Genomic DNA, 21312 nt, shown 5'->3' with positions numbered 1-21312 from the left:
CATGGTGCCGGCCACCACCAGCGGTACACGTGGTCCGCGGTGACCTACCAGCCAACCGGAGATGGGTGCGAACACCACTGTCATCGCCGCCATCGGCAACGTCAGCAGACCGGCGTGCAGCGCGGTGAAACCACGTGCGGTCTGCAGATAGAGCGAGTTGAGGAACAGGAACCCCGACAACGCCGAGAACCCGCACACCGCGATCAGCGTGGCTCCGGAGAACGGCGCACTGCGGAAGAACCGTGGTTCCAGTAGCGGTTGGTCTCGGCGGCGCTCGTAGTACACCAGCGTCACCAACGCGACCACGCAGGTGACAAAGCACCCGATGATCAGCGGCGAGCCCCACCCGGCGGTCCGGCCCTCGATGATGCCGTAGGTCAGTCCACCCAGCAGCAGGACCACCAGCACCTGCCCGACCGGGTCCATCCGGCGCGGCACCGCCGCCCGTGACTCCGGCACGAACAGCGCGGTCAGTACGACAGCTGCCGCCGCCACCGGCACGTTGATCCAGAAGATGAACCGCCATCCGGCCGCATCCACCAGCGACCCGCCGACGACCGGCCCGACCGCCATGCTCAGCCCGACCACGCCGCCCCAGATCCCGATCGCCTGCGCCCGCTCGCGTGGATCGGTGAAGGTGTTGGTGATGATGGACATCGCCACCGGGTTCAGCATCGACCCACCGACCGCCTGCAGCACCCGGAACGCGATCAGCAGGTCGATCGTCGGCGCGATCCCGCACAGCAGCGACCCGATCCCGAACAGCACCAGCCCGGTCTGGAAGTCGGATCGTAGCCATGTCGTTCTGTGAGCCAAGGAGTTGGTCTTGTGAGTTGTCTTCCTAAGACCGCTTGGCCTCCGACTTGTCCACTGCAGTTTGGCGACCGAGGCACCGAACTCGTGCCGGATCGCGGGCAGCGCGAGGTTCACGATCGTCGAGTCCAGCCCGACGATGAACAGACTGGAGCAGCAGATCGCGAGGACGAGCAGCCGCCGCCCGCGACTGGATTCGGTGGTCATCGATCTCGACGCTACATCGATGAACACCGAACCGGTCGCGGCCGGCGGACCCGTGAGATCAGCGCACGCCCAGCAACGAGTCGATCGTCTGGGAGATGGTGTTGCCGTTCAGGTCGGTTGCCTCGACATGCAGTGACACCGTGGTCGTACCACGTGGTGCCACCAGCAGCGCCTGGTAGCTACTGCGCAAGTTCACTCCAGCCACCGGCTTCCAGCTCTTGCCACCGTCGTAGCTAGCAGTCACCTTCACCGACCGGAATGACGCCGCGCTACCTGTCTTGGCAGTGCGCTCGTAGTAGGGCTTGAGCTGCAGCGGCACCACACCATGACGCACCTTGTTGGTGCCATCCGTCGGAGCCGAGTACCTGACGTACAGCAGCTGCTGCGGCGCACAGGTCAACGGAGCGGTCTTCTCGACCCATGCCTGATAACAGGTGGTGTTGCCAACATTCGCCGTACCAACATGGGCCGAACCGAACGTCCACTCGGTGTGCTGCTTCGCGCTGTACTTGTACAGATCGTAGCTCTTCTGCGGACCGGTGTTCAGATCCGAGTCCAGTACGAGGCGATAGCGCCCCGGCCCGGACGGCATCGTGAAGGACGGGAACCCGGAGTACATTGTCGCCGGAATCTCCTGCCCATCGCGGTACAACTTGGTCTGCGTACCGGTCACCAGCAATGAGGCGACAACCAACGGGTCCGGGTTCGCGTACTCAGGCATGACGACCAGCCGGTCGCCGTCACGGCACGCGAAGCAGAAGCCCATGTGCGTCAGGTTCGTCGCACTCGGCGGTACGTCGGACGGTCCGATACCACGTGGTGCACCCAGCCAGCGTTCATCGGGCATCCGGCCGGGGCGCAGTGTCGTACGCCGTTCCTCGGCCGACCGCAGCGCCGCATCGGTTCCGACGGTACGAATCCACTGCACCTCCGGGCCGACCGGTCCGTACAGCTCGTCCCGCGTTTGGGGGAACGACGTGAAGTAGTTCGGCCAGGTGAACAGCGTCCGCGACTCCACCGCCGCGTTGATCCGACTATCGACGCCCTCCTGCCCGGCGAACTGCTTCGGTTGCCACTCCGGCGTGTAGCTCGTCCGTACGCGTGCCAGGTCCTTGTCGCGCACCCGATAGGTAGCGGAGTCCGGGAACCGACCTGCCGACACCTGTGCCAAGTGGTAGACGACAGGGGCGTTCGGTGTACCAGTCAGCGACACCGTCACCGGTCCACGAGCCAGTACCTCCCGCAGCCGAACGCCTTCATCCGCATCGATCCCAGCGACCGGCAGGTCGACATTGCCTTCCACCCACTGCGGATACAGATCACAGTCGCCGGACTCCTGCAGTACGCCAACAGCACCGGCTGCCTTGAGCGCGGCAAGGTCGTCCACGTGCAGCGCGCACTCGTACCCACCGTGGCCCCAGGTGTATGACATCAGTACGAGCTTGCCGCGTACCTTCGCCAGCTCAGCCGGCTCGAGCGACCAGCCGACGTCCAGCACCGGCAGCTTCCGGTAGCGGCCGTCGAACCGCGGCGCGACTCCCGCGTAGTCCGAGTAGTTCGGGAACATCGACAGACCTCGGCCGTTGGCCGAGTCCACCGCCAGTTGCACCTGCGGAAGCGCCCGGGTCGCGTTGAACTTGAGCGAGAACGCCCCAGCAGTCACCGGCTTCGTCGGCGCCACGAAGAAGCCACCGTCGCCGTACTTGGTCAGCAGCTGGGTCACACCGAGTCCATCGGTCCCATCGGTGGTCGACCGGTACGCCATCATTCCCCCGGCGATGTTCTGCGTCGGGCCGTCGGTGACATTCCGGTACGGAACCGCGTCCTGGTCGTCGAACGACAGCGTGACCGGCCCCTGCACCGACAGCTCGGGCTCGGCGAACATCACGTACTCCAGCCGCTTACTGGCCGGCTCGCGGTCATGATTGACGACGATCGACCACCGGCCGGGCGGCAGGTCCAGCGAGAACGAGCCGCTCATCCCGTCCGGCGCGAGCTCCGCCCGCTGCAGCAGCACCATCTTGGCGGTGTGGTCGTCGAGGTTGATCGCGTTGATCATCGCGCCGAACATCGGCCGGGCGCTGAACTTCACGTTCACCTTGACCTGAAAGCTCTGCCGGGACCGGCGCAGGGCAAGTGCGGTACGGACCTGAACGCCGTCCGCCGAAGCCACCACAGCACCAGCAGAGAACCCGTCCTGCAACTGACCGGCATGGACGGTCACGTCGACGCTCGCAGTCGAATGCGCAGGTACGACAACCTGGCCCGGCACACTGACGGCCTGGCCAAGGTCGGTTCCGCTGGTCGACCGCAGCACGCTGCTGAGGTGCAGCGTCACGTCACCCGCACTGTCATTGCGATAGCTGATCTGCCGTACGACGTCGCCTGTCTCGGTCTCCAGGATCTTCCCGAAGTCCACGCCGGCGGTGACACCGGACACTTGCTGCGTCACGGCCCGCGCGACATCGACCCGACCAGCACCTTGCTCGTACGTGGAGTACCCGTCGTCCTTGCTGGTACTCATCAGCGCCGCCTTGAGCTGTGCGGCCTGCCAGTCCGGATGTTCTTGCGCAAGGATCGCAGCGGCTCCGGCGACGTGCGGTGTCGCCATCGACGTACCGGACAGCGACGTGTAGTTCGCGTCGACCGGGCTGCCGAGGGACGTACCCGCCGCACGCGCCGCGACGATGTCCGAGCCCGGTCCGGAGATGTCCGGCTTGCTCACTCGGTTCGGGTACAGCAGTGGTCCGCGGCTGGAGTAGTACGCGAGCTTGTCGCTCTTGTCGACGGAGGCGACGGTCAGGGCGGACTCAGCGACACCAGGGGTACTGACGGTCGATGCACCGGACAGACCGTTGTTCCCGGCGGCGACGACGAACAGCGCGCCGGTTGCCGCGGTGATGCGGTCGACCGCCAGCGCACCGACATCATCCGCTTCGTCGGCCGTGGGGGTGCCGCCGAGGCTCATGTTGATCACCTTGGCGCCCTGCGCCGCGGCCCACTCCATCCCGGCGATGATGTCGGAGTCCTCACCGAAGCCCTTGTTGTTGAGCACTTTGCCGACGAGCAGATCCACACCGGGCGCCACACCCTTGTACTTGCCCCCGGACGCGGCGCCCGACCCGGTGATGATCGACGCGACGTGCGTCCCATGGCCGTACCCGTCGGAGATGTCCGGGTCGCTGGTGAAGTTCTTCGACGCGGTCACCCTGCCTTTGAGGTCCGCATGGTTCGCGTCGATGCCGGTGTCCAGTACGGCGACCTTGACGCCCTTCCCGTCGTACCCGGCGGCCCAGGCCTGTGGTGCGCCGATCATCGGCACGCTCTGGTCCAGCGTGGCCTTCAGCTTCCGGTCCAGCCAGACGTGGGTCACGCTCCGGCCGAACGCCCGCGGTACGGGCCGCCCGGTCCGTGGCACGGCCGCGCCGGCGATGGACGACCAGAACGAACCAGCCTGGGACTTCGAGACATCGGCCGCGGTCGCGTGCACGCTGTTGAGTTGCACGGTCGGGCTCAGTCCGGGCAGTGCGTCAGCCTGGTTGCGCAGCTTGGCAGCCGGAACAGCCGACGACAGCTGGGTGATGACCGGGAGCTGGGTGGTCGCGTTGTCGGCGTACCCGTTGCTGACCAGGTAGCCGACGTCGAAGAGGGTGCGGTCGAGTACTCCGGCGGACAGGTATGGCAGGGCGTCGTCCGGTACCGCCAGCTGCTCCGCGTTGGTCTGCACCATCTGCATGCCCGGCGTGTAGCCGTTCGGGCGAGCCACTGGCTGCAGCTGAACCTGCATGGTCCCGTCTGGGTCCGGGGCGAGGGTGACCTTGTCACCGGTCACCAGGGTGACCGTCGTCGGCGTACTGACGTGCGGCAGGCCGACCGGCTTCGCTATCGGTAGCTGTGCGGTGGGCGGCGGTGCGGCGGCCACGGTGGCGGCGGGGCTGGTCAGGAGGCCGGCGAGCAGCGCCGTACCAACCAGGGCCACCACAGCGGGGCGCGGACGGGACAGGGCTGTGCGTGACAGGGCTGGGCGTGACATGGGGCGGCTCCCAGGAATCGATTTCCTGGAGCATCACCGGGCCACCCCGACCGTGTAAAGACATCCTGACGGCAGGTCTAGGCCATTGGCTGAGATCGGTCATACGCTGGTCCGCGTGCTGGAGCGCCTGGGGATCGACGGGGTACAAGAACAGGTCTACGAGCACGTCCTGACTCATCCAGGACGCAGCGCGGCGGAGCTCGCGCAGGACCTCCCCGGCGCCAGCCTGGATGCGCTGGTCAGCAAGCGGCTGCTGCGGGTGGAGGACGGCAAGTACAGCGCCGTACCGCCGGCCGTCGCACTACAGGGACTACTGGACGCCCGGCAGCTGGAGCTGGACCAGGTCGCCACCCGAGTGCAGGAGCTGGAACGACTCCATCGCGCCACGCCGTACCCGGTCCGCCAGTCACCGGTGGAGGTAGTGCCTGGCGACCAAGCGCATGCGTACCTGCTGGCGATCCACCGGGCGACCCGGTCGGAGGTACGCGCCTTCGAGACACCGCCGTACGTGAAGCGGATCTCACCGGAGGACGCACAGGTGTCCGCGGATGCGATCCAGCACGGAGTGGTACACCGGATCGTCTACAGCCGGGCTGCCGTGGACGAGCAGGGCCTGGACACACTGCTGGTGACCCTGTCGGTAGGAGAGCAGGCACGGGTCACTGGTGACGTACCGCTCCGGCTGGCGATCTACGACAACCAGGTCGCGACGCTCCCGATGGTGACCGGCACCCGGACCAGTGAAGGCCTGCTGGTGGTCCGGCCGAGCTCGTTGCTGGATGCGCTGATCGCACTGTTCGAGCGGGTCTGGACGGCGGCGCTGCCGCTGGCTCTGGGCAGCGAGGAGCCGGGCGAGGACGGCGACCACACGCTGATCGCGCTGCTGTCCGCCGGGATGACCGACCAGGCGATCGCCCGGCAGCTCGGGATCAGCCTCCGGACCGTCGGGCGGCGCATCCAGCGGGTGCAGAGCAGCCTGCACGCGGAGACCCGGTTCCAGGCCGGCGTCGCGGTCGGACTGGCCCGTTCGGCCGGCTGACCGGACCCCGTTCGCGGGTCTGACCAATCAGAGGCTGAAAAGGGTTTGACGGACTGTCGGCGGCGGCACCTACGCTTGATCCATTCGCCTGGTCAGGCTCTTTCCTTTCATCCCTCTATGCCTCTTTGTGAGACGTCATGTCGTTGCGCCTCATTCCGTTCGCCGATCCGGGTGTGCCCGACACCCGGTCCGGTCTCCGACTCATTCTCTGGCTGGAACACCAGCAGCTGCGCGGGCAGGCCCTCGCGGTGTTCTGGGGCCTGGTGTTCTTCGGCGGCATCGCCGCCACTCCGGTCGCCGTCGGGCTCGCCGTGCAGGCGGCCATCGACCTGTCCTGGTCCAAGCTGATCCTGGCCGGCGCGCTGCTGCTGGTGTTCGGCGCGGCGAAGGCCGGCGCCGACTCGTTCTTCCACCGCGCCGTGGTGACGAACTGGATCAGCACCGCGGCCCGCCTGCAGCAGCTGCTGATCCGCAAGGCGGCCGAGCTGGGCTCGCTGCTGACCCGCCGGATCGCGGCCGGCGAGGTGGTCGCCGTGAGCAGCGGCGACGTGGAGAAGATCGGCTGGTTCGTCGAGGTCGTCGGCCGGTTCGCGGCCGCGCTGCTGACCTGCTTCGCGGTCGTCGTCGGCCTGCTGCTGTACGAACCGCAGCTCGGCCTGGTCGTCGCGCTCGCGGTGCCGGTGCTGGCGTTCTCGATCGTGCCGCTGATGGGTCCGGCGGAGCGCCGCGCGGACGAGCAGCGGGCCAAGGGCGGCCGGGCGACCGAGCTGGCCGCCGACACCGTCGCCGGGCTGCGCGTGCTGCGTGGCATCGGTGGCGAGCAGCTGTTCCTGGAGCGCTACCGCGACGCCTCCCAGCAGTACCGGACCAGCGCTGTCCGCAGTGCCCGGATGTGGTCGCTGATCGCGGCCCTGCAGGTGCTGCTGTTCGGCCTGTTCCTGGTCCTGATCGTCTGGATGGGCGTACGGCTGGTGCTGTCCGGCCGGATCTCGGTCGGTGAGCTGGTCACCACCTACGGGTTCGTGACGTTCCTGCTGGTGCCGCTGCACACGTTCGAGGAGACCGCGAGCGCGTTCATCTTCTCGAAGGTGTCGGCGCGCCGGGCCGCGCGGGTGCTGTCGCTGCAGCGCACCGACGTGGCGATGGGGACCGCCGAGGCGCAGCAGCCGGAGGGCGACCTGCTCGACCCGGTCACCGGGCTGTACGTCCCGGCCGGGAGCTTCACCGCGGTCGTCTCCGGCAACCCGGACGCGGGCGGTCTGCTGGCCGACCGGCTGGGCGGTCACAGCCCGACCGCCGACGGCGAGCCGTCCGTACTGCTGGACGGGGTAGCGCTGGACGACCTGCCGCTGGAGTCCGCACGCACGGTCGTGCTGGTGCAGGACAAGGACCCGGTGCTGCTGTCCGGGACGGTGCGCGAGCTGTTCGACGTGCCGTCGAGTGGTTCGGTCACCCCGGAGACAGCACTGGACGCCGCGCAGTGCGCGGACATCCTCGACGTGCTGCGGCAGACGCTGCCGTCCGGTGAGTCCGACGCGATGAACGCCGTGCTGACCGAGCGCGGCCGCTCCCTGTCCGGTGGTCAGCGTCAGCGGGTGGCACTGGCCCGCTCGCTGTACGTCGACCCGCAGGTGCTGGTGCTGGACGAGCCGACCAGCGCGGTGGACGCCCACACCGAGGCCCGCATCGCAGACGGTCTGCGGCTGCTGCGTACCGGGCGTACGACGGTGGTGTTCACGTCCAGCCCGCTGATGCTGGACCGGTCGGAGCGCGTGGTGTTCGTACCGGACGGCCAGGTGGAAGCGACCGGGACGCACCACGAGCTGCTGCACACCAATGCGCGCTACCGCGCGGTCGTGACCCGTGAAGAAGAGCCAACTCTCGAGGAGCTGTCGTGAAGCGCCCTCTGTACGACCCGGCGGCCCCACAGGAAGTGGTGCGGCTCCCGGTAGCAGGTAGCGCGACGGTGCGTGCGTACCTGAAGACGCTGATCCGCCGGCACCGCCGTGCGTTCCTCTGGCTGACGCTGGTGAACGCAGTGGCGGCGCTGAGCGGCATGGTCGGTCCGTGGCTGCTCGGCAACGTGGTGCAGAAGCTGTCCGAGGGCAACACCGACGTGAAGCTGCCGTCCGTCGTGATCGGCTTCGTCATCGCTCTGGCGGTGCAGGCCGGCTTCACCCGGCTGACCCGGCTGCGCGGCGCGGTCCTCGGTGAGGAGATGCTCGCCGACCTGCGCGAGGACTTCCTGGTACGCGCGGTGGGCCTGCCGCCGGGCGTGCTGGAACGCGCCGGGACGGGTGACCTGCTGTCCCGGATCACCACCGACATCGACCGGCTCTCGCACGCCATGCGCGACGCCGTACCGCAGCTCACGATCGCGGTGATCTGGGGCAGCCTGCTGATCGGTGCGCTGATCGTCACCGCGCCGCCGTTGGCGGTGGCAGTGGTGATCGCGGCGCCGATCCTGATCATCGGCGGCCGGTGGTACTTCCGGCGCGCACCATCGGGGTACCGGTCGGAAGCAGCCGGGTACGCCGCGGTGGCGTCCGCGCTGGCGGAGACCGTCGACGCGGGGCGTACGGTCGAGTCGCACCGGCTCGGCGCGCGCCGGATCGGCCTCGGCGACACCCGGATCGGTCAGTGGGTCGCCTGGGAGCGGTACACGCTGTTCCTGCGGATGATCCTGTTCCCGGTGATCAACATGACCCACACGGTCGCGCTGGCGGCCGTGCTGGTCATCGGCGGCGGGTTCGCGATCAAGGGCTGGCTCACGGTCGGTGCACTGACGACCGGTGCGCTGTACATCCAGATGCTGGTTGAGCCGGTCAACATGATGATCCGCTGGTACGACGAGCTGCAGGTGGCGCAGGTGTCGCTGGCACGGCTGGTCGGTGTCCGTGAGGTCGAGGAGGCCGCGGCGGCGAGCGAGGACGAGCCGGAGGGCCGGACCGTACTCGCCGACGACGTGAGGTTCGGCTATCTGGAAGGCCGGGACGTGCTGCACGGTGTGACGCTGACGGTCGAGCCGGGTGCCCGCGTGGCGCTGGTCGGACCGTCCGGTGCGGGCAAGTCGACACTCGGCCGCTTGCTGGCCGGCATCTACTCGCCACGCGTCGGTGACATCACGCTGGGCGGCGCAGCCCTGGACCGGATGTCGGCAGAGCAGGTACGAAGCCATGTCGCACTGGTCAACCAGGAGCACCACGTGTTCGTGGGCAGCGTCCGCGACAACCTGCGGCTGGCCAGGCAGGACGCGTCCGACGCGGACCTGTGGGCAGCGCTGCGCTCGGTCGACGCCGACGGCTGGGTAGCGGGGTTCGACGACGGGCTGGACACCGAGGTGGGCTCCGGTGGGGTCTCGCTAACGCCTGCCCAGGCGCAGCAGGTCGCGCTGGCTCGCCTGGTGCTGGCTGACCCGCACACCCTGGTCCTGGACGAGGCGACCTCCTTGATGGATCCGCGGGCGGCCCGGCACCTGGAACGGTCGCTGGCGGGTGTGCTGGAGGGCCGGACCGTGGTCGCGATCGCGCACCGGCTGCACACCGCACACGATGCGGATGTGATCGCGGTCGTCGAGGACGGTCGCATCGTCGAGCTCGGCGGCCACGACGAGCTGGTCGGCGCCCAGGGACCGTACGCGGCCCTCTGGCAGTCCTGGCACGGCGAACGCTGACCAACAGGGGTGTCCGGCGTAACCAGCCGGGCACCCCTCTCGTGCCAGGATGAGGGGGTGCTGCTGACGACGCTCTTCTCGCTGCCCACCGCCATGGCTCTCGACGTCGCTGACGACGGCCGGCTGCTGGTGCTGTACGACGGCACCGGCACCCGTCAGATCAACGAGGTCGCACCGGACGGCACTTGGCGTGCGCTGACCGATCTAGGTGACACCTGCCGTGGCGCCCAGTTCGTCCCCGGCACCAGTCAGGTGATCGTCGAACATGATGCCGGTGGCAACGAGCGCGGTCAGCTGTCGCGGCTCGACCTGAAGGACGCCGGCCTGCCCGTACTGGCTCCGCTGGTGCATGATGCCGAGTACATCCACCACCTGGTCGCCGTACGCGCCGGACGCGTGCTGTACACGACGAACCGTCGCAACGGCGTCGACTTCGACCTGATCGCGCACGACCTGACCACTGGTAGCGAGAGTGTCCTGTACGACGCCGGTGGCTGGGTGATGGCCGTCGACCCGTCGCCGGACGACAAGTGGGTCGTACTGTCCAAGGCCAGCAGCCCGGCAAACTCGATGCAGCTGCTCCTGCTCGACACGTCCAGCCGGTCCGTCACCGAGCTCACCGCGGAAGACGCCCAAAACGACCAAAGTCCGCTGGCCTGGCTGCCCGACTCGTCCGCGTTCCTGGTCTCCAGTGATGCCGGCCGCGACCGCAAAGCACTCCGCCGGTACGACGTGGCCGACGGCACCTGGAGCGACTTCCTGGCCGATGACGCCCGCGACTTGGCCGGCTGGCCCTCGCCGGACGGTCAGCACCTGCTGGTTGCCGCACTGGACGACGGCGAGGTGTCGCTCGCGCTGCACCGGCTGGAGCACGGCACGCCGATTGCACCACTCGGTCTGCCCGCCGGTGGTTGTGCGGCGTTGATGATCGCGACGCCGAACCCGGTCTGGTCGCCGGACGGCTCGTTCGCCGCCATCACCTACAACTCCCCGGTCGCGCCGCCAACGGTGTTCCGTTTCGTACCAGGCGGTGAGCTGACCGCGATCCGGCCGCCGAACATGCCTGACGTACCGGCGGAGCTGCAGTACCCGGAGAGCCTGCGAGTGCCGTCGTTCGACGGGGAGCAGGTGCCGGTGTTCGTGTTCCGTCCGACCGGTACGGCGCTGGGCTCCACAGTGGTGCACGTACACGGCGGGCCGGAGGGTGCCGCGCTGCGGATGTGGAACCCGATCGTCGCCGCATTGGCAGGCGAAGGGCACACGGTCGTCGTACCGAACGTGCGCGGCTCAGCCGGGTACGGCAAGCGCTGGTACTCACTCGACGACCGCGAACTGCGCCTCGACTCGGTCAAGGACCTGGCCGCGATCAACGCCTGGCTGCCGACCATCGGCGCCGACTCGTCGCGCGCCGCGCTCTGGGGCGGCTCGTACGGCGGCTACATGGTCCTGGCCGGCGTGGCGTTCCAGCCCGACCTGTGGGCCGCCGGTGTCGACCTGGTCGGGATGGCGTCACTGGTGACGTTCCTGGAGAACACCTCGGACTACCGGCGTGCGATGCGCGAACGCGAGTACGGCTATCTGGCGACCGACCGGGAGTTCCTGGAGTCCGCCAGCCCGCTCAGTTGGGTCGACGACATCCGGGCGCCGCTGTTCGTCATCCACGGCGCCAACGACCCGCGCGTACCGCTGTCGGAGGCGGAGCAGATCACGGACGCGCTGACCAAGCGGGGCGTACCGTGCCGGCTGCTCGTCTACCCCGACGAGGGTCATGGTCTCGCCAAGCTCACCAACCGGCTGGATGCGTACCCGCAGGCGTTCAGCTTCCTGCGAGAGCACCTGGCGTAAGCGTCGCGGCGGTCGCATCGAGCCGTACCGGCAGTCCGAGCGGTACGGCCAGGTTCAACGCCTCATGCCCGACCGCCGCACCCTCCACCATCGGTACGCCCAGTGGCTCGAGCCGTTCGCGAATGACGTCACCAATACCCGCATCGGCCTCACTGAAGTCGCCGACAACCAGACCGGTCACCAGCTCGAACCACCCGGCCCGCAACAGCTGGGTGAGCAACCGGTCAGCCCGGTAGCCCTCCTCGTTCACATCCTCGAGTACGACCACACCGGCGGGCGGCGCGTACGTCGGCGTACCGATGCTCGATGCCAGCAGCGCCAGGTTGCCACCACGCAGCGGCCCCTCCGCGACCCCATCGACAACCGTACGAGCACCTACTGGCGCCAACAGGTCGGTGACTGTCTCCGGCTCGAACAGCAACGCCCGCAGCCGTTCCCGACCCACGTCGTTGCCCAACTGCTCCACCGCAGCAGCCATCGGCCCGTGCACAGTCACCAGACCACGTGCGTTCAACGGCTCGTGCAGCGCGGTGATGTCACTGAACCCGACGAACCACTTCGGTACGGCCACCAGCTCGTCCGGGTCGACGTACTCGAGCATCCGCTGCACGCCGTACCCACCGCGCGCGCAGAACACCGCAGCGAACCGCTGGTCGAGCCATGCGTTCCGCAGATCCTCCGCACGCGCTTTGTCGTCGGCAGCCAGGTAGCGGAACCGGTCGTGCCCCGCCAGCACCGACGGCATCACCTCGACCTCAAGGCCCCACCGTTTCAGGTGCTCGACCCCAACCGCGAGCCGGGCACCGTCCACTCGACCAGACGGTGCCACCACGGCAACCCGGTCTCCACTCCGCAGCCGCTGCGGCACAACCACGTCAGTCACCCCGCTGACGCTACCAATCGACCCGAAGCGTCGTGCTCTTGGTGACGCCATTGACCGTGACACCGAGCTGGGCGGTGCCAGGCCGGAGCGCGGTGAGCTGGCCGGTCGCCGGGTCGTACGAGGCGATTGCCCAGAACGGAGCGCTCTTCGCGGTACCGATGTGCAGGTTGGACGAACCGAACCAGTCAGCCGACACCGGGAAGGCCACCGGAACCCGGCGACTGTCCTGCACGACTGTGGCGGACGCGGGAGCGGTCTGACCACGGCGGAGCACCGCCGGAGCCGCCAGTTCGAGCGAGTCGACATGCGGTCGCAGCTCGACCTGGAACCAGGCACGTTCCGGCGCCGACCAGTTGCGCTCGCCGGCCGGGGCCGCGGTCGCCTTCGGGTCGATCCCGACCAGCGCCCAGCCGGTGAACCCACCAGCGTCCGGCGCGGCGGCCGGGCTCTTGCCCGAGTTGCCGGTCAAGGGCAGCAGCACACCGTCGGTACGAGTCGCGGCGAACGTACCGGCGTGACCGGCCATGTACGCTGCGCCCTTGCCGGTCGACGCCCGGAAGTCCGCCAGCCACTTCACGATCATCGCGGCTTCCTTGCGGTCACCGAGCTGCGAGTTCTGTGTCGGCGACGGGTCGTCGATCGGGTGATGCGCCATCACCACCACGTTGCGGATCGAGCGATCCTGAGCCGCGGAGTCGAGCTGCTTGCGCAGGTCGAGGATCTGGTCGAACCCACCGGCCCGCAGCGACCCGAGCGACGAGTCGCGCAGGATGAACCGGGTGCCCTTGTGGTCGAAGGTGCTGGTCGCGGCGCCGAAGACCTTCTTCCACTCGGACAGGTCACCCGGCCCGTACGTCTCGTGGTTGCCCGGCACGTAGTGCACCGGCACCTTGCCGGCGACCTCCTCGTCGATGATCTGCTTGGCCAGTGCGATGTCCGGCCCGAACGCCCGGTCGACGAAGTCGCCGTTGATCACCAGGAAGTCGGGCTTCTGCGCCAGCGCCTCGCGGATCGTCCGCCGGGCCTGCTTCACGTAGTCCGAGTTCGGGTCGTCGGCGGTGAACTGCGCGTCCGACATCACCGCGAACCGCCAGCGGCCACTGGTCTGCACGGTCCCGTCCGTGACCACCATCGGGTCGATCACCAAGGCCTGCGGGTCCATCGTCACGGGCGGCGCGCTGCGTACGGTCAAGTCGTCGACGACGATGCGGCCCGAGTACTGCCGGGTCGGCGAGGTCTCGACAACGTACAGCCGCCAGAACCGCAGCGGCATCGCCAGCCCGGGCGGGATGTCCGCCTCGACGTACTTCCAGCCGGTCCAGTCGATGGTCGCGGCCAGGTTCAGCGTCTGCGCCGTACCACCGGCCGCGTCGTACGCGTTCGCGCGCAGCCAGGCGCCCTTGCCGTCGCCGTAGATCCACGCACCGAGCTTCTGCGGCTGCCCCGGCAACGTCTGCTGCGGAGTCTGCGACAGGTACGCGGCCCGCGTCGCCGTACTGCCCGTGAGCGAGTAGTCGAGCGCGATCGCCTGCCCGCCGTCATGCCCTTCCGCGGCCGAGCGCGTCGCCGTCGCGGCCCCGGCCGGTACGGCGTTGGCGGCCCACTTCGTCACGTCATCGAGCTTGTCGACCACTGTGCTGGCCAGACCGGCGGTGACACTGAGCTGCGTGGACAGTCCACCGACCTTCGCGGTCACCACGGCCGACACCGCATCGTTGCTCAGGGCACTGACTTCGAACCCATTGCCCTTCGCAACGATCTTCACCTTGGTCGCGTCGTAGTCGAGTTTCACGTCGCGCGGCTCGATCCAGGTGGAGAAGCCGTCGGCGTCGTACCCGTCGATCTCGAAGAAGCCCTTGGCGTTGGCGTCGGCGAGCGAGACCTGGCGGGTCGACGGCGCGAGGCGGGCCGGCGTACCGAGCACTGTCATCGGGAACCTTCCGTTCGCCGTACCGCGGGTCGCGGTGACGACCACATCGCCCGCTCGCCGCCCGGTGACCACACCACGCCGATCGACGCGGACATTGCTACCCGCGTACCAGGACGGCGTACCGGTCGCCGGGGCGTACGTTTCGTCGAAGCCGGTCGCACTCAGTACGCGGCTGAGGCCCGTCAGGACGCGGGAGCTGCGTGAGATGTCGGCGTCCGGGCCTGCCTGCGACGTACCGACGGACTCGACCCGGAAGCCCTTCAGCTTGCCGGAGCCCTTGACCGGGAGCAGGCCGAGGCCGTTCGGCACCAGCCGCTCGCCGCCGTCGGACGGGTCGTTGACCACCTCCGGCGCGGCCTTGCCGGGGGTCCGCGAGAGCATCGTGGAGGAGCCGCCGCCGTCCAGGTTCAGCGCGTCGTCGGCGCCGAGGCTGATCATCAGCTGACCCATTTCCTTCAGGGTCAACCCGCGCGAACCGGTCGCCCGGCCGTCGACCGTCAGCAGGATCATCCGGCTGCCGTCCGCATCGAACCCGACCGCCGTGCGCGGCGCCAGATCCGCATCCGGCACATTGGCCGGTACCTGTCCGTCCTTCGCCAACTGGTAGTTGCCGCTGATCCCGACCGCGACATCGGCCGCGTCGGGGCGCAGACCGTACTGCACGTCGACCTTGTCGCCGACCGCGAGCGCCTTGAGTGCGTCGGCGCCGGCCTCGCGGCCGATCAGCGCCTGCTCGTTCGCGGCCAGTGGCGTGCTGGCCGGAGTGGTGGCAGAGCTGGCGACCACTCCGTCGCGAAGGATCACCTCGCGGACGTTCGCGAGGCCGTCGACGGTCCGGGTCCGGGCCGCGTCGCCCCACTCCGGGGTGTAGAGACCGATCCCGCCGGCGTTCACACCGGGCGAATTCAGGTTGGTGAGCTCGAGCTTGGTCGCGCCGTCGGTCGCCGTGCCCTGCAGGAACAGCTGGGCGATCTTGCCGAGGCCGTCCTTGCCGATCACCGCGGTGTCGTTGTGGCCGGCGGCCGGCGCGTTGATCAGCCGGCCGGTCCGCTCGACGCCGACACCGAGCGGCGCGGTGGTGTCGTTGATGTCGAAGAAGTCGCCGTTGACGCCGGCGATCGCACCCTTCCGGGCGAGCTGCTGACTGAGCGGCTGCCCGCCCGACACCTTGCCGGTGTTCACGTAGTCGACCGTGACCCCGTGCTTGTCGAGGTCGGTGTCCAGGATGTCGCCGCGCTGCCAGCCCTTCGGGTCGAGCCGCTCGAACGACGTGTAGTTCACGCCGGGCGCGACCGGGCTGTCGGTCCGGGACGTGAGCACCCCGTTCTCCGCGATGGCGGCGTCCGGGATGCCGGGCCGGGTGGGCTGGCCTACGGCCGGACTGACGAGGACGCCGGCGAGCAAGCCGCCGACGCCCAGCGCTGTGGTCAAGGGACGGATGAGCGACACGGAAGCCTCCCCAGCGTGGACGGACGCGGCCATCCGACGCCGTGCGCGCTACCGCTCCATGAGCCGCAGGTGTACGCCGGTCAACCGACCGGTGACAAAGTAACCCGCGCCGTCACTCTTTGGAAGGTTTTCTTCTCAATCCGTAGAGGATCGCGAGGGGCCCGTTCGCGCAGGGCGGCTCGCGAGGTCAGCTCGCGGAGGTCAGTCCGTGCTCATCGGGCGGCCGGACACTTCCCAGGCGTGCATGCCGCCATCCAGGTTGATCGCCTCCCGGCCGACCTGGTTCAGGAACTGGGTGGCCATCCCGGACCGGCCGCCGACCGCGCAGACGCAGAGCACCTTCTGGTCCACCGGCACCTCGCCGACCCGCTCCTGCAGCTGACCGAGCGGGATGTGGGTGGCGCCTTCGATGTGCCCGCGATCCCACTCGTCCGGCTCGCGCACGTCGAGTACGAACGCCTCCGCCAGCAGGCTGTCGTCGAGATCGGCCACCACGACCGAAGGGATCTCCTGGTTCCGGAACATGCGCCCAGCATGCCAGACCAGCCCTACCAGGCGGTGGCCGGAAGCGGTTACCGACCGGGATAAGCCGTTGACAGTTGGCGACAGATTTCGGACCGTGGCTCGGGAGGAGGCTGCGGTGGCACTGATTCAGGGCATCCCGGGGGAGTTCGAACCGCAACCCTGGGGCGAGGCGGTCGTGCGGTCGCGCGAGCTTCTGCTGCTCCGGATCGCGTGCCCACCGGCGGACCAGGAGGTCCGGCTGCCGGGGCTGGTCACCGCGCCGCTGCACGTCGTCGAGGACCACACCGGCCGCGCGCTGACCTGGCGCAAGGACGGTGACGACCTGGTCGTCCGGCTGCCCGAAGCCGGCGCAGTGCCGGTCGTCCGGGTCGCCCTGCAGGGCAAGCTCCGGATCGTCCCGGCGAACACGGTCACCGCGAACGCGGACGGTGTCTGGGACCTCACCCCGACCGGCCCGAAGGCGCATCTGCTGGCCCGGCGCGTGACCGATGTGGCCGTCCGCTTCGTCGGCATGGTGGAGCCGGACAGCCAGCACCACATCCGCCTCGCGGGGCGGCGGTACGCGGTCACGGGGCACCAGCTCACCAGGACCACGATCGGCCCGTTCCCGGTGCCGCCCCGGCGAGTCGTCCCGCTCGCGGTGCCCAGCGGCGTACGCCGGGTGCTGATCGCGCCGGTCGGCACGGTGCTTGCGTGGATCCATCCGGGCCGGGACGAAATCACCGTCGTGGTGACGAACTTCGGCCGTGCGCCCGCCCGCGGCGAAGTCGAGCTCGCACTGCCCCGCGGCTGGACCGCCGCCGCACAGGCGTGGGCGTTCGAAGGGCTCGAAGGCGGGAGGTCAGTCGGCTGGGCGACCCGGGTCGCGGGACCGCCCGGCGATCATGAACTCAGAGTGCGGCTCGAGGCCGGGCGGCGATCCGCGTCATCCCCGTACGTCGTCCACCGCTGACTCGGCCTGGCCGGCCGCGGTCTCCTTGCCGGCGGCGGACTCCTTGCCTGCAGCGGTTTTGGGCAGGCACTTGCCGAGGTTCACGAAGAAGAAGATCAGGCCGAGGGTGATGACGATGTGTCCCAGGCCGGAGATCCCGTCCAGCGCGGGCCCGGGCTGGTGACCCAGCACGGTCATCGTGCCGCGGGTCAGCATCATCCCGACGGTCAGCGCCAGACCGGCGTTGTAGACCCAGAAGAACCCGTTGAACAGCTTGCCGGAGGTCAGCGTGAAGAGCTTCTCCAGCGCCAGCACGATCAGGAAGAACAGCATCCCGAGCGCGAGGATGTGGGTGTGGACGACCCCGAGCTGGGAGTCGCCGGTGAAGTCCTTGGCCTTGGTGAGCTCGCGGTAGTACAGCCCGCTGATCAGACCCAGGATCATGTACACGTGGGCAGCCACGTAGATCTTCCGCATGAGCGGAACCTACTTCAGCAGCTTCGACATCCTCCGGTCGGCCAGCGGCTTGCCGCCGGTCTGGCAGGTCGCGCAGTACTGCAGGGAGGAGTCGGCGAAGCTGACCTCGCGGACGATGTCACCGCAGACCGGGCACTTCTGGCCCTTCCGGCCGTGCACCCGCAGGCCCGACTTCTTCTCTGACTTCAGGTCCTGGACGGCCAGCCCGGCGGAGCGGTCGACCGCGTCCTGGAGCGTTTCGCGCATCGCGTCGTACAGGGTCTGGAGCTCGTCGGTGGACAGGTTCGACGCGGGTTTGAACGGGCTCATCCTCGCCACGTGCAGGATCTCGTCGGAGTACGCGTTGCCGATCCCGGCGATCACCGACTGGTTCCGCAGCACGCCCTTCAGCTGCACCCGGCCGGCCTTCTTCAGGATGTCGCCGAAGTCCTCGATCGAGAGCGTGAACGGGTCCGGCCCGAGCCGGGCGATCCCCGGCACCTCGGCCACGTCGCGGACCACGTACACCGCGAGCTTCTTCTGGGTGCCGGCCTCGGTCAGGTCGAAACCCGCGCCGTCGTCCAGCACGGTCCGGAGCGCGATCGGCCCCTTCCCCGGCCGGATCAGCCCGGTCGACTGCTCTTCCTTCCACCGCAACCACCCGGCCCGGGCCAGGTGGATCACCAGGTGTACGCCCTGCGCCTGGATGTCCAGGAACTTCCCGTGCCGCTCGACGCCGTCGATCAGCAGCCCGGCCATCGCGGAGATCGGCGGATCGTACGTCTTCAGCGCGCTGATCGCGGTGATGTCCGCCCGGACGAAGGCATGCCCGACCGCTCGCTCACGCAGGAACGTGGCCAGCGACTCGACCTCCGGCAGCTCAGGCACCCTCCTAGTGTGCCCGACGCCAGGGACAGTTCCGGTACATCACCCATGGAGGCGGGTTGCCGGGGGCGGTAGTTTCGTCAGGAAGAGAGAGGGAGGCCCCGATGGGCGGTTTCGTGAAGACGTTGGTCAAGGGCGCTGTGGTCGCCAAGCTGGTCCAGGTCGCGCAGCGCGAGCTGAGCAAGCCGGAGAATCAGCAGAAGATCAAGCAGGCGTTCCAGAAGGTGCAGCAGCGCCGGGCCGGCTAGCCGGGCGCGGGGCACTGGCTCGGTTTGTGCGCCTGCAGGGTGTAGGTGGCGGCCAGGCGGTCCGGATTCTCCGTCAGGCGCCACTCACCGGCACCGTCCTCGGTCATCAGACCGGGGAGGGCGTTCCAGGGTGCGCTGTCGTGCTCGGTCAATGAGTCGAACACCAGTCCGGCCTGCTGGAGCGCGGTGATGATCTCACCGAGGCCGTGGTTCCACTCGTGCGTGACCGTGGAGTCGAAGTCGACATCGGTTTCGACGTACGTCCCACCCTCGTCGACGACGATCGCCGCGCCGGTCTCGAAGTACGGGTACCGCACCTCGGGGTGCTGCGCGCCCGCGTCCAGCGACCACAGCATCGGATGCCCTTCGCGGACGAAGAGCCGGCCGCCTGGCTTCAGCAGGCCGGCAACCACCCGCGCCCAGCGCTGGATGTCCGGCAGCCAGCACAGCGCCCCGATCCCGGTGTAGACAAAGTCGTACGAGTCCGCGCCAAGCACGTCCACCGCGTCGTACACGTCGGCCACGTGGAAGTCCATCGACAGCCCGAGCCGGTCCGCCAGCGACTGCCCGTGCTCCGCTGCGGGTGCCGAGAAGTCCAGGCCGCTCATCCGCGCGCCCAGCCGGGCGAGTGAGACCGTGTCGGTACCGATGTGGCACTGCAGGTGTACGCCACGCAAGCCGCTGATCGCGCCGAGCCTCGGTTGGTCGAAGCGCACCACGCCGCTCAGGTACGACGGATCGGTGATGAACTGCTGCACGTGGTAGCTCGGCGAGGCCACGTGCGCAGGCACCCGCTCGTCCCAGTTGGCCCGATTGACGTCCCGGTAGTCGTTCACGCTCCGACTCTGGCACACGCACCCGGGCGGCGCCTCCGCATTTGGTAGAGGAAACTCCACCCTCGAAGAGGATGCAGCGCGACTGTGTACGGCGGGCCGGCCTGATGTGCTGGACGGCATGAGCCAGGTACGGACTCGCATTCAGGACGTCGACGCGCTGCGCGGGTTCGCCTTGCTGGGCATCCTGATCGTCAACATCACGTTCGCCGCCTCCGGCTTCCCGATTCATCTCGCGAAGGACCCGGCGTACGACTCCTGGCTCGACCATTCGGTGCACTGGCTGTCGTCTGCCTTCGTGGACATGAAGTTCTATCTGCTGTTTTCGTTCCTGTTCGGCTACAGCTTCCAATTGCAACTGGAGGCGGCGCAGCGGGCGGGCGCCGCGTTCAGGCCGCGCATGCTGCGCCGGCTCGGCGGTCTGTTCGTACTGGGCGCGCTGCACGGTGTCTTCCTGATCACCGGCGACATCCTCAGTGTGTACGCGATCATCGGCCTGGTCTTGCTGGGCATGCGCCGCGTGAAGGACCGTACGGCGCTGATCGTCGCCGGCGCGATCTACGCGTACCTGTTCGTCACGCTGGCGGCCGCGACGTTCTTCACGTCCCAGTTGGTCGATCCCACGACAGCGGTAGCGGCCGCACAGCAGACCACGGCGAACCTGGCCGGCTCGTTCAGCGACATCATCGGCGAGCACATCCGCGCGCTGCCGACGTACGGACTGTCGCTGCTGACTGTCCAGGGCCCAACCACACTGGCCGCCTTCCTGATCGGCATGGTGGTTGGCCGGCGCCGGTTGCTCCAGAACGTCACGGGCAACGAGGCGGTACTGCGGCTGATCCAGCTGATCGGATTCACCGTTGGCATCACCGGTGGGGTGTTCTACGCGTCGGACGGCGGCAACGGTACGACAGGCGCCGTACTGACGAGCGTGCTCACCGCACCGTTCCTCACGGCCGCGTACGTCGCGACGCTGTTGCGAGTCATGCATACCGATCGCGGCGAGGACATCCGTCGTCTACTCGCTCCAGCCGGCCGGATGGCGCTGTCGAACTACCTTGGCCAGTCGGTGGCGACCGTACTCATCTTCACTGGTGTCGGTTTCGGACTGGTCGGTCAGGTGTCTCCACTGGAGACAGTCGGCCTCGCGGCCGGCATCTTCTTGCTGCAGATCATCGCCAGCCACATCTGGCTGAGCACCTTCCGGTACGGCCCGGTGGAAGGCGCACTGCGAGCGGTCACGAACGCGACCGCCCCCAGCTGGCGACAGGTCGGTCAGGCCGCGTGACGGCCGTCGTCGGCGAACAACTGGGCGCTGCGAATCGCGTGCACCGACCCAGTGGTCGAAGCGGGCTTGTGGTTGAAGGGCACGGCCGACCCGCCGAGGGCGAGCAGGTCGAGCTTGGTCCGGGCCACGTCGCGGTCGTCGGAGCTCCAGGAGCCGCGCGGACCAGCCTGCGGACCGGTCGAGTTGCGCCGGTGACTGAGCTCCAGCGCCGCGATCACGGCCAGCACGAGGACTACGAGTACGAAGTATCCGGTCATGGCAGTAATGATTCTCC

Annotated in this window: 15 protein-coding genes; 7 read left to right on the top strand and 8 right to left on the bottom strand. The window is 68.6% G+C overall.

Going from position 1 to position 21312, the window contains the following annotated elements; translation table 11 throughout:
- Window positions 1–1078 precede the first annotated feature (1078 nt).
- Complete coding sequence (locus tag ABD260_RS13510; protein ID WP_344233806.1) at window positions 1079–5053, bottom strand: S8 family peptidase; 3975 nt, start codon at window positions 5051–5053, stop codon at window positions 1079–1081.
- 115 nt (window positions 5054–5168) lie between these two features.
- Here ABD260_RS13510 and ABD260_RS13505 point away from each other — a divergent pair, with 115 nt between their 5' ends.
- The 4 genes from ABD260_RS13505 (at window position 5169) to ABD260_RS13490 (ending at window position 11610) form a co-directional block, all read left to right on the top strand.
- Window positions 5169–6092: a helix-turn-helix domain-containing protein gene (locus ABD260_RS13505; RefSeq protein WP_344233805.1), complete on the top strand. Its 924-nt coding sequence runs from the start codon at window positions 5169–5171 to the stop codon at window positions 6090–6092.
- Window positions 6093–6229: 137 nt separating this feature from the next.
- Complete coding sequence (locus ABD260_RS13500) at window positions 6230–7990, top strand: ABC transporter transmembrane domain-containing protein (RefSeq protein WP_344233804.1); 1761 nt, start codon at window positions 6230–6232, stop codon at window positions 7988–7990.
- Window positions 7987–9765, top strand: a complete 1779-nt coding sequence (locus tag ABD260_RS13495) for an ABC transporter ATP-binding protein (RefSeq protein ID WP_344233803.1) — start codon at window positions 7987–7989, stop codon at window positions 9763–9765. Before ABD260_RS13500 ends, ABD260_RS13495 begins: the two co-directional genes overlap by 4 nt.
- Before the next feature lie 57 nt (window positions 9766–9822).
- The gene (locus tag ABD260_RS13490; RefSeq protein ID WP_344233802.1) at window positions 9823–11610 is read left to right on the top strand and encodes a S9 family peptidase; all 1788 of its coding nucleotides are present in this window, start codon (window positions 9823–9825) and stop codon (window positions 11608–11610) included.
- Here ABD260_RS13490 and ABD260_RS13485 read toward each other — a convergent pair.
- From ABD260_RS13485 to ABD260_RS13475, 3 genes are all read right to left on the bottom strand, one after another.
- Window positions 11582–12493, bottom strand: a complete 912-nt coding sequence (locus ABD260_RS13485; RefSeq protein ID WP_344233801.1) for a S66 peptidase family protein — start codon at window positions 12491–12493, stop codon at window positions 11582–11584. The two genes, ABD260_RS13490 and ABD260_RS13485, sit on opposite strands and share 29 nt — an antisense overlap.
- A 10-nt stretch (window positions 12494–12503) precedes the next feature.
- Complete coding sequence (locus ABD260_RS13480; RefSeq protein ID WP_344233800.1) at window positions 12504–15872, bottom strand: phosphodiester glycosidase family protein; 3369 nt, start codon at window positions 15870–15872, stop codon at window positions 12504–12506.
- A 201-nt stretch (window positions 15873–16073) separates the two neighbouring features.
- Window positions 16074–16397 carry a rhodanese-like domain-containing protein gene (locus ABD260_RS13475; RefSeq protein WP_344233799.1) on the bottom strand — a complete coding sequence of 108 codons (324 nt, stop codon included), beginning with the start codon at window positions 16395–16397 and terminating at the stop codon, window positions 16074–16076.
- Window positions 16398–16512: 115 nt separating this feature from the next.
- On the opposite strand from ABD260_RS13475, the gene ABD260_RS13470 reads away from it, so the two are divergent.
- The gene (locus ABD260_RS13470) at window positions 16513–17349 is read left to right on the top strand and encodes a hypothetical protein (RefSeq protein ID WP_344233798.1); all 837 of its coding nucleotides are present in this window, start codon (window positions 16513–16515) and stop codon (window positions 17347–17349) included.
- Here ABD260_RS13470 and ABD260_RS13465 read toward each other — a convergent pair.
- Both ABD260_RS13465 and ABD260_RS13460 read right to left on the bottom strand, forming a co-directional pair.
- Window positions 17323–17805 (bottom strand): DUF2871 domain-containing protein, encoded by a 483-nt coding sequence (locus ABD260_RS13465; protein WP_344233797.1) that lies wholly within the window; start codon window positions 17803–17805, stop codon window positions 17323–17325. The two genes, ABD260_RS13470 and ABD260_RS13465, sit on opposite strands and share 27 nt — an antisense overlap.
- 9 nt (window positions 17806–17814) lie before the next feature.
- Window positions 17815–18672: a DNA-formamidopyrimidine glycosylase family protein gene (locus ABD260_RS13460; protein ID WP_344233796.1), complete on the bottom strand. Its 858-nt coding sequence runs from the start codon at window positions 18670–18672 to the stop codon at window positions 17815–17817.
- Window positions 18673–18773: 101 nt separating this feature from the next.
- Here ABD260_RS13460 and ABD260_RS13455 point away from each other — a divergent pair, with 101 nt between their 5' ends.
- Entirely contained in the window at window positions 18774–18917 is a 144-nt protein-coding gene (locus ABD260_RS13455) for a hypothetical protein (protein WP_344233795.1), read from the top strand.
- Here the strand turns inward: ABD260_RS13455 and ABD260_RS13450 are convergent.
- The gene (locus ABD260_RS13450; RefSeq protein ID WP_344233794.1) at window positions 18914–19753 is read right to left on the bottom strand and encodes a class I SAM-dependent methyltransferase; all 840 of its coding nucleotides are present in this window, start codon (window positions 19751–19753) and stop codon (window positions 18914–18916) included. The two genes, ABD260_RS13455 and ABD260_RS13450, sit on opposite strands and share 4 nt — an antisense overlap.
- A 118-nt stretch (window positions 19754–19871) precedes the next feature.
- On the opposite strand from ABD260_RS13450, the gene ABD260_RS13445 reads away from it, so the two are divergent.
- Window positions 19872–21038, top strand: a complete 1167-nt coding sequence (locus ABD260_RS13445) for a DUF418 domain-containing protein (RefSeq protein ID WP_344233793.1) — start codon at window positions 19872–19874, stop codon at window positions 21036–21038.
- Here ABD260_RS13445 and ABD260_RS13440 read toward each other — a convergent pair.
- On the bottom strand, window positions 21026–21295 hold the full coding sequence (locus ABD260_RS13440) for a hypothetical protein (RefSeq protein ID WP_344233792.1): 270 nt from the start codon (window positions 21293–21295) through the stop codon (window positions 21026–21028). The genes ABD260_RS13445 and ABD260_RS13440 overlap by 13 nt on opposite strands.
- Window positions 21296–21312 lie beyond the last annotated feature (17 nt).

This window comes from Kribbella hippodromi, from assembly GCF_039531045.1.
GTDB lineage: Bacteria > Actinomycetota > Actinomycetes > Propionibacteriales > Kribbellaceae > Kribbella > Kribbella hippodromi.
Note: the sequence above shows the minus strand (reverse complement) of the source record. Positions and strands in the feature narration are given on the sequence as shown.